Annotated in this window: 11 protein-coding genes; 9 read left to right on the top strand and 2 right to left on the bottom strand. The window is 36.8% G+C overall.

What is annotated here, in order from left to right:
• The first annotated feature begins 14 nt into the window (after window positions 1–14).
• Window positions 15–263, top strand: coding sequence for a YkuS family protein (locus ACW2QC_RS05430; protein ID WP_457542967.1), 249 nt, complete (start codon window positions 15–17; stop codon window positions 261–263).
• A 43-nt stretch (window positions 264–306) separates the two neighbouring features.
• On the opposite strand, the gene ACW2QC_RS05435 is transcribed toward ACW2QC_RS05430, so the two are convergent.
• A complete protein-coding gene (locus tag ACW2QC_RS05435; protein WP_457542968.1) occupies window positions 307–1,146 on the bottom strand; it encodes a mechanosensitive ion channel family protein in 840 nt (279 codons plus the stop codon).
• A gap of 386 nt (window positions 1,147–1,532) precedes the next feature.
• Here ACW2QC_RS05435 and ACW2QC_RS05440 point away from each other — a divergent pair, with 386 nt between their 5' ends.
• The 8 genes from ACW2QC_RS05440 to ACW2QC_RS05475 all read left to right on the top strand — a co-directional run bounded on the left by ACW2QC_RS05440 (window position 1,533) and on the right by ACW2QC_RS05475 (window position 11,637).
• On the top strand, window positions 1,533–2,075 hold the full coding sequence (locus tag ACW2QC_RS05440) for a peroxiredoxin (protein ID WP_457542969.1): 543 nt from the start codon (window positions 1,533–1,535) through the stop codon (window positions 2,073–2,075).
• A gap of 117 nt (window positions 2,076–2,192) precedes the next feature.
• Window positions 2,193–2,648 carry a TlpA family protein disulfide reductase gene (locus ACW2QC_RS05445; protein WP_457542970.1) on the top strand — a complete coding sequence of 152 codons (456 nt, stop codon included), beginning with the start codon at window positions 2,193–2,195 and terminating at the stop codon, window positions 2,646–2,648.
• 228 nt (window positions 2,649–2,876) lie between these two features.
• Window positions 2,877–4,628 carry an ABC transporter ATP-binding protein gene (locus ACW2QC_RS05450; RefSeq protein WP_457542971.1) on the top strand — a complete coding sequence of 584 codons (1,752 nt, stop codon included), beginning with the start codon at window positions 2,877–2,879 and terminating at the stop codon, window positions 4,626–4,628.
• Between the two features lie 12 nt (window positions 4,629–4,640).
• A complete protein-coding gene (locus ACW2QC_RS05455) occupies window positions 4,641–6,479 on the top strand; it encodes an ABC transporter ATP-binding protein (protein WP_457542972.1) in 1,839 nt (612 codons plus the stop codon).
• Between the two features lie 241 nt (window positions 6,480–6,720).
• Complete coding sequence (locus ACW2QC_RS05460; RefSeq protein ID WP_457542973.1) at window positions 6,721–8,070, top strand: cytochrome ubiquinol oxidase subunit I; 1,350 nt, start codon at window positions 6,721–6,723, stop codon at window positions 8,068–8,070.
• Window positions 8,067–9,080 (top strand): cytochrome d ubiquinol oxidase subunit II, encoded by a 1,014-nt coding sequence (locus ACW2QC_RS05465; protein WP_457542974.1) that lies wholly within the window; start codon window positions 8,067–8,069, stop codon window positions 9,078–9,080. The genes ACW2QC_RS05460 and ACW2QC_RS05465 overlap by 4 nt, the downstream gene beginning before the upstream one ends.
• 66 nt (window positions 9,081–9,146) lie before the next feature.
• Window positions 9,147–9,812, top strand: a complete 666-nt coding sequence (locus tag ACW2QC_RS05470) for a potassium channel family protein (protein ID WP_106497771.1) — start codon at window positions 9,147–9,149, stop codon at window positions 9,810–9,812.
• A 103-nt stretch (window positions 9,813–9,915) separates the two neighbouring features.
• A complete protein-coding gene (locus ACW2QC_RS05475) occupies window positions 9,916–11,637 on the top strand; it encodes a pyruvate oxidase (protein ID WP_457542975.1) in 1,722 nt (573 codons plus the stop codon).
• A 56-nt stretch (window positions 11,638–11,693) separates the two neighbouring features.
• Here the strand turns inward: ACW2QC_RS05475 and rnjA are convergent, their stop codons facing one another.
• Entirely contained in the window at window positions 11,694–13,361 is a 1,668-nt protein-coding gene (gene rnjA, locus ACW2QC_RS05480; RefSeq protein ID WP_457542976.1) for a ribonuclease J1, read from the bottom strand.

Genomic DNA, 13,361 nt, shown 5'->3' on the forward strand with positions numbered 1-13,361 from the left:
AGGAGGCACTAGTTATGGCGCGTATTGGCGTTGAACAATCATTAACAGATGTAAAAGAGGCACTAATGGAAATGGGACATGAAGTAGTAGACTTAAAATCGAATGACGATGTTGCTTATTGTGACTGTTGTGTTATCACAGGTCAGGATGAGAATGTAATGGGAATGTCTACTACAAGCATTGCAGGTCCTGTTATTGATGCACGAGGTTATAATGCGGAAGATATTTGCCAGATGGTTGAACAAAAATTAAGCCTTGAATAATCATAAAGAAGCCCAGCTCAAGAAAATAGAGCTGGGTGTTTTCTTATTTATTTTCTTGAATAAATACTTGTTGTGGAAATGGGATCTGTAAATTTGCCTGGTCAAATTCTCCTTTGATTCGTTTGCGCATGTCCCGTTCACAAGCCCATTGTAATCCGTTTTCGGTTTGTCCAACAACCCTTAGTACGAGGTCATTCGTTCCAAGACTTTGGACACCTAAGACGTTAGGACCTTCCTTAAATCGCTCGTCTGACTGGAATTCCTCGCAAACTTTTTCTAAAATGGTGATTGCTTCATTGATATTCTCATCATATTTTACAGTGAGATCAACGAGTGCCCGCATATTTCCACGGGAATGATTTGCAACACCGATTATTTCTCGGTTAGGTATAAAATTTAATGTTCCATCAAAACTACGAATTTTTGTTGTTCGTAATCCTACTTCTTCTACGATTCCATCATAACCGGCTGTAGTTACATAATCATCTATTTCAATCTGCCGTTCCAATAGGATGAAAAATCCGGTAACAATGTCGCTCACAAGACCCTGTGCACCAAAGCCGATTGCTAATCCAATAATACCTGCACCGGCAAGTAGTGGTCCAATCGGAATTGCGAAAATGGCAAACAACATCACAATAAATACAAAAATCATTACGTAACTGAAGACATTTACTAATAATTTCTCCAATGTTTTTACGCGACTAGGTGATAGTTTTTCGTTTTTACCTGCTTTCTGAAGTGTTTTTGTAATTATTCTTTTTCCAATTGGGACAAAAATGATAAATGCGATAATTAGTAAGATAATTTTAATTCCAATGGGTACAATGAGACTTAAAATCCCGCTGATATCAAAATTTAAACCATCTTCAAAAATTTTCATATGTAGTCCGAACTCCTTTCAATATCTAATCACAAAATCAATGTTACTATTTTAACGAAGTAAGTAACTCTAATCAATAATTACCCTATTTTTCATTTGTTAAACAATAAATCAATTCGATTCTCAATTAATGGACATAATATTCTACTAGTGTTACGGTATTAATTGTTGAATCAATTTGATGAAACTTCCATTACATGACATATCTTTTCATTTTGTGACTAAAATAAATAATATTTGTGAATGATAGTGAAGTGATGTGTCAAATATATGACAAGTACTCAGCCTTTTTTATATCAATTATTAATTAATATTGACTTAAAATAGGAAGGTGTCTATAATTTGTAATGTAAATTAAATTTTTATTTTAGTTGGAGGGATTATATATGGCAGAACGTATGGTAGGAAAACAAGCACCGCGTTTTGAAATGGAAGCAGTAATGCCTAATAAAGAATTTGGTAAAGTAAACTTAGAAGAGATTATGAAAGAAGATAAATGGACAGTTCTTTTCTTCTATCCAATGGACTTTACATTTGTATGTCCAACAGAAATCACTGCAATGTCTGATCGCTATGAAGACTTTGAAGACTTGGATGCAGAAGTAATTGGTGTTTCAACTGATACTATTCATACACATAAAGCATGGATTAACACATCTCGTGAGGATAATGGTTTAGGTGATATCAATTATCCATTAGCAGCAGACCATAACCATGCAGTTTCAAAGGATTATGGTGTTTTAATTGATGAAGAGGGTGTTGCACTTCGTGGATTGTTCATTATCGATCCTGAAGGTGAATTGAAATATCAAACTGTTTTTGATAATAACATTGGCCGTGATGTTGATGAAACATTGCGCGTATTACAAGCACTTCAAACTGGCGGCATGTGCCCAGCAAACTGGAAACCTGGCCAGGAAACATTGTAAAACGAATTGACATATAAATAGTGAAGAGGAGCTGACTCATAATTCCCTAATACGATAGATTTTGTGGGTTAGCTTCTTTTTGCTAGTGAAGTTGTAAGTGATGAAGGAGGAAGAAAAATGAAATTAAAAGATCAAATGCCGGAACTAGAGGGCGCCACAAAATGGTTTAACGGTGAACCAATTGAAAAAAGCGATCTAATTGGTAACAAACCTACATTAATTCATTTTTGGTCGGTAAGTTGTGGACTTTGTAAGGAAGCAATGCCAAAAGTAAATGAATTTAGAGATGAATATAAAGATGAGTTGAATGTTATTGCTGTTCATATGCCTCGTTCTGAAAAAGATTTAGATCTTGATCAAATTAAAGAAGTTGCTGATGAACATGATATTACGCAAACAATATTTGTAGATAATCAACATAATTTAACAGATGCATTTGATAATCAATACGTACCTGCTTACTATGTTTTTGATGAAGAAGGACAATTAAGACATTTCCAAGCCGGTGGTGGCGGTATGAAAATGCTACGTAAACGTGTGAACCGTGTATTGGGAAAAACAGAAAAAAAATAAGGATTTGCAAAAGACACCTGCTATTCAACAGTAGGTGTCTTTTTGATTAGCTTAGAAGCCCAGTTGGTGCGTTTAATTCTATATAAACGTTGCCCTTTTAATGGGTTTACTATTTTATACATTTTCTATTTTAAAAAAAATATAAAAATTAAGTAAAAAGAGTAGCAATTTATTTCGTAACCCGTTATATTAGTAATTATGAAAAGTACATCAAGAGGGGGGAGAAAATTGGATACATTTAAAAAGCTAAAGCAATTTTATTGGCCTTTTAAAAAATATTTTTTCACATCGCTATTCTTTTTACTGTTTGTTACGGCGATAACGGTTGTGTATCCAATCATACTGCAAAAGACAATTGATGAGGTTGTATTGAAGGATCGCTTATCTTTAATACCGTATTTAGCAATTGCTTTTTTGGTTGTAATGATTGTAAAAGGATTTGCAACTTTTTTTCATCAATATTTAGGAGAATTATTTGGAATTACATCTGTTTATAAAGTTAGGGAAGCATTATATGAAAAGCTGCAGGTGTTGTCATTTACGTACTATGATAATGCAAAAACAGGTGATTTAATGTCACGATTGACTGCAGACGTGGAAGGGTTCCGCTTTTTCCTATCAGTAGGATTTGCAGAACTTCTTCGCATCGCACTGTTAATCATTTTTAGTTTGGCGGTGATGTTTTATTACTCTGTTCCGCTTGCACTCGTAACAATGGGAGCAATGCCGTTTTTGGCTGTTGTTGTTTTCCAATTTGAGAAACGTGCACATCCTGCTTTTAAAGGAATACGAAAATCATTTGGTCGCTTAAACACAAGAGTACAAGAAAATATCAGCGGTATGAACACAGTGAAATCATTATCAAGGGAAGATTTTGAAATTGGTAGGTTTTCATCCAGCAATGATAATTATCGACAAAACTATTTAAAAACGTCAGAAATTTGGGCGAAGTTTTTCCCGTTAATGGAGTTCATTGGCAATGTTTGTGCTGTAGCGTTATTGGCATTTGGTGGATATCTCGTGATAACTGAAAAAGTGATGGTTGGGGAACTTGTAGCATTCTTTAGTCTTGTCTGGTACATCTTAGGACCACTAATGAACTTAGGATTTGTCATTAATTTATTTTCTCAATCAAAGGCTTCTGGTGAACGATTGCTCGAAATTCTTGAGGCAAGAGAAGATATTGTGGAACAAGAAAATGCAATTAATACGACAATTAAAGGTCATGTTACGTTTCGTGATGTTACATTAACTTATACAGGAAACGATGACACAGCTTTAACGAATATTAACTTTGATGCACCACCAGGAAAGGTAATTGGGTTAATTGGGGCGACCGGTTCAGGAAAAACAAGCATTACACAACTGATAACCCGCTTTTATGAACCTGAAGAAGGAGAAATTTTGATTGATGAAAAACCTATAACAGACTATAAATTAAAAGCATTGCGGAAACACATTGGCTTTGTTTTGCAGGAATCATTTTTGTTTTCCACAAGTATTCGAGAAAATATTGCGTATGGCAATCCTGACATTAGCGAAGAAAGAATTATTGATGCAGCAAAACGGGCACAAGCACATGAATTTATTATGGAGATGCCAAATGGCTATGATACGATGCTAGGCGAACGAGGTATGGGGTTATCAGGCGGTCAAAAACAACGGATCGCAATTGCACGGGCAATCTGTATTAATCCAAGTATATTAGTCTTAGATGATGCAACATCTGCCGTTGACATGGAAACAGAGTTCAAAATTCAAAAGGCATTAAAAGAGGTTATGCATGGAAGAACAACTTTTATCATTGCGCACCGGATTTCCTCATTGAAACATGCGGATGAAATTTTGGTACTGGAGGATGGAAAGATTGTTGAGCGTGGGGTACATGATATCCTCGTTAATAATCAAGGGCCATATCAACGTATCTATGATATTCAGTATCAGGATCGTGAAGAAATTATGAGTACGGTCCATTCATAGGGGGGGAGAAAAATGACTCAACAAAAAACATTACAGAAGAATCGCCATTTGAAGCGATTCCATTATACGGTTGATCATGCAGTCGAAAAACCTTTCAATTGGAAGCAGTTATGGCGTCTTCTCGTTTATTTAAAACCATATGCGAAAACGTATTTGCCTGGCGCAATCATCGCGATGTTAGTGTCTACTGCAGTAAGGCTAGCTGTACCAATACTAATCGGTAAGGTCGCCATAGACATTGCGGTTAAAAATAAAGATACAACAATGTTAACGTATCTTGTTATCGGAATTGGCGTACTTTATTTACTTAATTATCTCGGGAACATATTTCGCATAAAATGGGTCAATATTTTAGGACAGAACGTTATTTTTGACTTGAGGAAACATTTATTTTCCCATGTTCAGCGTTTATCCCATCGTTTTTTTGATTCAAGATCAGCTGGATCGATACTTGTTCGGATTATGAACGATATTAATTCTCTGCAAGAACTATTTACGAATGGGATTATTAACTTGTTAATGGACGTTGTTACCTTAGGGGGAATAGTAGTTATTTTGCTCGTGTTAAGTCCGAAGTTAGCACTAGCAATCATGGTTATTATCCCAATCATGTTTTATATCTCAACTAAATTACGACGGACTATTCGTAAAGCATGGCAAAATACACGTATTCAGCAATCAAGATTGAATTCACATCTGAATGAAAGTATTCAGGGCATTCGGATTACCCAATCGTTTTCTCAGGAAAAAGAAAATGCCGAATTCTTTGATGGTATTAATTCTGACAACTTTGAGAGCTGGCGAGTGGCAACTAAGAAAAGTGCTTTATTTCGTCCGTTTGTTGATTTGAGTAATGCAATTGGAACGATTATCTTAATCACATATGGTGCCTATTTAATTTTGCAGGGTCCCGCAAATGGAGGAATTGAAGTCGGTGATTTTGTCACATTCGCTTTTTTCCTAGGAATGTTTTGGGAGCCGATTTCGAGACTGGGACAAATGTATAATCAGCTATTGATGGCAATGGCTTCATCGGAAAGAATTTTTGAGTTCTTAGATGAACAACCAAATGTAGAAGACAAAGTGAATGCATATGAATTTACTGGTATGAAGGGCCATATTCAATTTGACCAAGTTCAGTTTTCCTATGATGAAGAACGGATTGCATTGCATGAAGTGTCACTTGATATTAAAGATGGTGAAACGATTGCACTTGTTGGCCATACTGGAAGTGGTAAATCAACCATTGCCAACTTAATTAGTAGATTTTATGATCCGACAAAAGGGACGGTCCGAATTGATGGACACGATTTACGCGATGTCAGACTAGATAGTTTGCGTCAACAAATCAGTGTTGTATTACAAGATACGTTTATTTTTTCTGGAACGATTAAGGAAAATATCCGCTTTGGTCGCCCTGATGCTTCAGATCATGAGGTGATTGAAGCTGCTAAAGTCGTTGGGGCGGATGAATTTATCCAACGGTTGGCCAACGGTTATGAAACAGAGGTAGAAGAACGGGGAAATATTTTGTCAGCAGGGGAACGGCAACTATTATCATTTGCAAGGGCATTGCTTGCTGATCCAAGGATTTTAATTCTAGATGAAGCAACAGCAAGTATTGATACAGAGACAGAGGTTAAGATTCAATCTGCTTTACGCAGACTCTTGAAAGGGAGAACAGCGATAATTATTGCCCACCGTTTGTCAACAATTCGGGATTCTGATGAAATTTTTGTATTACAACATGGGAAAATTTTAGAACACGGCAACCACCAACAATTAATGGAATATAAAGGCGAATATTTTGATTTAGTAAAGTCACAGTTTCAAATGCTCGATGCAATGTAGGGTTCAGGCAGTCTCTTCTAATGTGGAAGAGACTGCTTTTATGTTAAGACGGAGATGTCACACAACTGTCATGAAAAAGGGGCTGTTTTCAAGTGTTAAGGGTTTATACTATGGGTACAGTGAAAATATAGTCTAACAGTCATTTGCAGTTTTAGTCTTTTTCGATGCTTTAACATGTTGATGGCTCTATTTAAAGCCCAGATAGTGCGTTACTGAGCATAAACAAGTAGGGGGGACAACAATGGAGTTTGATAGTGTTTTAATGAGTAGAATGCTTACCGCAATGACACTTGGGTTTCATATTATTTTTGCAACAATTGGTGTAGGGGTACCTGTGATGATTTCGATAGCGGAATTTATTGGGATAAAGAAAAAAGACCCACATTATCGGATGCTTGCACGAAGGTGGACGAGAGGCTTTGTTATAACAGTTGCTGTCGGAGTGGTAACAGGTACCGCAATTGGTTTGCAACTGTCATTATTATGGCCAAACTTTATGCAAGTTGCAGGGAATGTTATTAGTTTACCATTATTTCTAGAGACATTTGCCTTTTTCTTTGAGGCCATTTTTTTGGGGGCATACCTGTACACATGGGATCGCTTTAAAAAACCACTCACACATTGGCTTCTTTCGATACCTATTGTGATTGGATCAAGTTTTTCCGCTGTGTTTATTACAACTGTCAATGCTTTTATGAATACACCCACAGGCTTTACTATGGAAAATGGGAAAGTAACATCAATCGATCCAATTCAAGCAATGCTTAATCCTGCAACACCAACCAAAGTGTTTCACGTATTAAGTTCATCTTATTTAACTTCAGCGGCTGTTCTTGCAGCAATTACTGCTTTTATTATCTTACGGAAGAAGTCGTCAGCTTATTATAAAAAGGCGTTGAAATTAACGGTGACGGCGACTTTCTTATTTGCTGTTTTAACCGCCATTGCTGGTGATGCCTCAGCTAAATTTTTAGCAGAACATCAACCCGAGAAATTAGCGGTTGCTGAATGGCATTTTGAAACAGAAAAAAGCGCTGATTTAATATTATTTGGGTATTTGAATGATGAAAATGATGTAATTAATGGTATTCATTTGCCTGGGGTATTAAGTTTCCTAGCGCATGGTGATTTTAATAGCGAGGTTACTGGTTTGGACCAATTTCCTGAAGATGAGATTGCACCATATTGGGTCCACTATATGTTTGATCTAATGGTAATGCTTGGTATGTATGCACTAGCCGTATCCCTTATATATTTGATTTTCACCAAGGTCAAAAAATGGAATGAGCATGCAAAATGGTTGCTTATCTTGCTTATAGCAAATGGTCCGTTAGCGATGCTTGCCTTAGAGTTTGGCTGGATTTACGCAGAAGTGGGCAGACAGCCATGGATTTTGCGCGGTTATATGAAAGTGGAGCATGCAGCCACAACTTCACCACATGTTGATATTATGTTCTTCTTATTCTTAGCGCTGTACATTTTACTAGGTGTGTTATGTATCGTTGTACTACGAAAAATGTTCCGTAACAATCCAGTAGAACAGGAACTAGAGGAACGTTATCCAAGTATAGAAGGGGATGATCAATCATGAGTTATGAACTCATTGGTATAACCGTACTATGGATTTTTCTTTACGGATATCTGATTGTCGCTTCCATCGATTTTGGTGCAGGGTTCTTTGCTTATTACGCTAAAATAACGAAAATGGACCATATTATCAATCAGTTAATTTCCCGTTATTTATCGCCTGTTTGGGAAGTAACCAATGTGTTCTTTGTGTTTTTCTTTGTTGGACTTGTTGGATTTTTCCCGGATGCAGCCTATTATTATGGTAGTGCATTGCTTGTGCCTGGAAGTATTGCGATTGTGCTGCTTGCGATTCGTGGTTCATTCTATGCCTTTGAAAATTACGGATCAAAGAAGAGCGATGTTTATATGTTTCTTTATGGTGCAACGGGTTTGTTAATTCCGGCATCATTATCAATTGCTTTAACGATATCTGAAGGTGGTTTTATTATAGAAAAAAATGGGGAAGTATCTTTGCTATTGAATGAGCTTCTTACTAGTCCCTATTCATGGAGCGTTGTCTTTTTAGCAATTGTTTCCGTACTGTTTATTAGTTCAACATTTTTGACGTTTTATGCAGCACGAGCTAATGATCAGCCTGCATTAAGATTGGTGAAAAAATATGCATTGTTTTGGAGTGTGCCAACTATTATTGCAAGCTTAACAACGTTTATCGCCTTAAGTCAGCACAATGAAAGACATTACCAAAATATGATTGATCTATGGTGGATGTTTGGTTTATCAATTGGCTTTTTCATGATTGCGATGTGGCTTATTTTTCAAGGTAAACGATATGGACTTGCGTTTATTGCGGTTATGTTACAGTTTTTCTTTGCATTTTTTGGGTATGGGATGGGACATTTACCATATCTATTGGATCCGTTTATTACGATTTATGAAAATGCAACGCAAGAATCAATGGGGACTGCACTTATCATTGCGTTTATCGGTGGCTTGTTTTTACTTATCCCATCATTACTATTACTCATGAAAATGTTTTTATTTGATGCCGATTATGTAAAAGGAAAAAAGTAATCGTATACCAATCTGACATATTGTATGATAGACTATAGATTGAATTCGGATGATGGGGGAAGTAGTATGAAACGTGATTTTGCTGTAATCGGGTTAGGTCGGTTTGGCGGTAGTATATGCCGGGAATTGAGTATGGAAGGAATGGAAGTTTTAGCGATCGATGTTGATGAAGACAAAGTGAATGAATTTAAAAATATAGCTTCACATGCTGTTATCGCTGACTCAACAGATGAAGCAACACTAAAAGACTTAGGGATAAAAAACATTGATCATGTTATTGTAGCGATTGGTGATAATATACAGGCGAGTATCTTAACGACCGTTGTGCTGACGGATTTTAATATCAAGAAAATCACGGTCAAAGCGCAAAATGATTACCATGAAAAAATTCTTAATAAAATTGGCGCCGATCAGGTTGTTCATCCCGAACGTGACATGGGAAAACGAATCGCCCATAATATCATTTCGAACAATATTTTGGATTACCTAGAGCTATCAGATGATCATAGTATTGTTGAGGTTAAAGTAGGAGAGAAAATGCGCGGCAAATCACTTGTTGATCTTGACATCCGGGCTAATTATGGTTGTAACGTGGTCGCAATTAAGCGAGGTAAAGACATTAATGTTTCCCCGAGTGCTGAGGATTTGCTCCGAAACGAGGATGTTCTTATTGTCATTGGTGCCGATAAAGATATATCAAGATTTGAAAAACACCTAGTAGTAGATGAATAATTCAAGTGCTTTTAAACCTGTATCCATTTGATGCAGGTTTTTATTATGGGATTCTAGGTTATAGAGTATAGAACGGATATATTTTTCGGAAAGGATGTAGGACATGTTTGAAAAACGAACAGGAGAAATAATTACGGATTTACTTAGTGAGTGGAAAATCAATCATATTTATGGTATGCCAGGTGATTCGATTAATGAATTAGTTGATGATTTACGGAAAAAGCAAGAAGAGATTAACTTCATTCAAATTCGCCATGAAGAAGTTGGGGCATTAGCAGCAAGCGCTTACGCAAAATTGACTGGGAAACTTGGCGTTTGTTTATCGATAGCAGGTCCAGGGGCTATTCATTTGTTAAATGGTTTATATGATGCTAAGCAAGATGGTGCACCAGTATTAGCACTTGTTGGACAAGTATCAAGTACAAAAGTGGGCACAGGTACGTTTCAGGAAGTCAATTTAGAGCGAATATTTGACGATGTTGCTGTTTTTAATGAACAGGCTGAATCTGCGGAACAATTGCCAGATTTACTCAATATGGCAATCCGAACAGCATACGCAAATAGTGGTGTTTCTGTCTTAATTGTTCCGGATGATCTATTTGCTGTTAAACAAAAATATGATCAACCAATCACTGCACCAACATATTCCAAACCTGCTATTATTCCCGATCGAGCGGCAATTGCAAATGCAGTTAAATTGCTGAATAATGCTAAGAAGCCAGTTATCTTAGCAGGCAAGGGTACAAGGGATGCACGGCATGAACTAATAGCATTTGCCCAACAAATTCAGGCTCCAATTGTATTAAGTCTACTAGGTAAAGGCACAATACCGGATTATCATGAATTGAACCTTGGTCAGCATGGACAAATTGGTACGAAACCGGCATATGAGGCAATGATGGATACGGATCTTTTACTCCTAATCGGTACTTCTTTTCCATATCGAGAATTTCTACCTGACAATGCAAAGGCTGTCCAAATTGACATTAAACCTGAAAAAATCGGTAATTTTTATCCAATAACAGAGGGTCTTTGTGGGGATGCAAAGAATATACTACCGATGCTTACTGCCATGATTTCAAAAAGAAATAATAATTCATTTCTAACTTGTCAACAAACAAAAATGAAGAAATGGCATATTTATATGCAGCAAGAGAAAAAAGCGGAAGCACATCCTATTCAAGCGCCACAAGTCATGTATGCTTTGGAGCAAGTCGTTGAGAAGGATGCTGTTATTGCTAGTGATGTTGGAAATGTAACAGTGTGGACGACACGCTTTTTTCCATTTGTAAACCAAAAATTTGTTATTTCCGGACGCTTGGCGACGATGGGATCTGGTCTTCCAGGTGCTATTGCTGCACAAGTAGCTTATCCTAACAAACAAGTTGTTGGTATTTGCGGAGATGGTGGTTTTTCGATGGTTATGCATGACTTTGTTACAGCTGTAAAGTATGACTTGCCGATTAAAGTCATTGTGCTTAATAACGGTAAAATTGGTATGATTAAATACGAACAAGAAGAAATGGGAAATCTTAATTATGAAACAGACTTAAGCGAAGTGAATTTTGCCGAATTTGCCAAAAGCTGTGGTGGTGATGGTTTTCATGTTGAACGCCAAGAGGAACTTAGCAGCACGATGAAGCAGGCATTCCTGTCGAACAAGCCAGCAATTATTGATGTTGCTATTGATGATCAAGCACCATTACCAGGAAAAATAACTTATGATCAAGCTGTAAGTTATGGACAATATTTAATAAAAGAATTTTTTACAAATGGCAAGGTTGAATTTCCTAATATAGGGAAATCAATCAGAAGGTTATTGTAAGATCGATAAAATAAGGGATGACATTGTATTTAATGTCATCCCTTCGCTAATCTATTTTACACTTCCATAATGATTGGTAATATCATCGGCCGACGTTTTGTTTTGTCATAGAGGAAAGGTGCAATCGTATCGGTAATTTCATTCTTAATTTCAGACCATTGTGTTGTTCGGCGTTCCATTACTTTTTCTAAGTGTGCAGATACAAGCTTTTGTGCTTCGTTAATAAGGTCCTCCGATTCTCTCATGTAGACAAAGCCACGTGAAATTATGTCTGGACCGGAAGAAATTTTAAATTCCTTCATATTAATACTAACGACGACAATAACAAGTCCTTCTTCAGATAGTATACGGCGGTCACGTAATACAATGTTACCAATATCACCGATTCCGCTCCCATCCACATAAATTGAACCAGAAGGAATTTTTCCAGCAACCATGGCATTGTCTTTACCTAATGCCAGCACATCGCCATTATCCATTAGGAAACTGTTAGCTGGTTCAATTCCACAAGCTTTGGCAAGTTTAGTATGTTCAACCTGCATTCTGAACTCGCCGTGAATTGGCATGAAATACTTTGGTTTAATAAGGCGAAGCATCAGTTTTTGTTCTTCTTGACTACCATGTCCAGATGTATGAATATTGCTTAATTTTCCATGGATTACGTCAGCACCTGCACGATACAATTTGTTAATCGTGCGACTTACACTAATTGTATTTCCAGGGATTGGAGACGATGAAAATACAACCGTGTCACCAGGAATAATCTGGATCTGTCTATGTGTACCATTGGCAATGCGTGATAAAGCTGCCATTGTTTCACCTTGTGAACCGGTACACAAAATCGTTACTTCATTTGCTGGTAAACGATTGATTTGATTGGCATCAATAAACGTATCTTTAGGCGCACTAATGTAACCTAATTCTTGTCCGATCGTGATGGATGACTCCATACTACGACCGAAAACAGCTATTTTACGATTATGTTTTACTGCTGATTCGACTACTTGCTGAAGTCGGTAAATATTAGATGCAAATGTGGCAAAAATCAACCGACCTTCCGCACGACTAAATATATCATTGATGCTTTCACCAACAACACGTTCGGACATTGTAAAACCTGGAACTTCACTGTTTGTACTATCAGAAAGCAAACATAGTACACCTTCATCGCCAATTTCAGCCATTTTTGTTAAGTTAGCTGGCTCTCCAACTGGGGTGAAGTCAAATTTAAAGTCACCAGTATGCACAACATTTCCCGGTGGTGTTTTTACAACGATACCAAATGAATCAGGGATACTATGTGTTGTACGGAAAAAGCTTACAGATGTTTTGCGGAATTTGATAACATCATCTTCTCCGATAACATTTAATTTAGCATTTCTCAATAAACCATGCTCGTCTAATTTATTTCTGATCAAACCGATCGCAAGTTTTCCAGCATAAATTGGCACATTAATCTCACGCAAAAGAAATGGAATACCTCCAATATGGTCTTCGTGTCCGTGAGTTATAAATAATCCTTTTATTTTATCTTGGTTTTGTACTAAGTAGGTATAGTCTGGAATAACATAATCGATACCTAGTAATTCATCTTCAGGAAACTTAATCCCTGCATCAATTAAAATTATTTCATCCTGAAATTGTACACCATAAGTGTTTTTACCAATTTCCCCTAATCCACCTAATGCAAAAACTGCTGTCTGGTCATTTTTAACAAACTTCAT

This window comes from Virgibacillus sp. FSP13 (assembly GCF_054048505.1).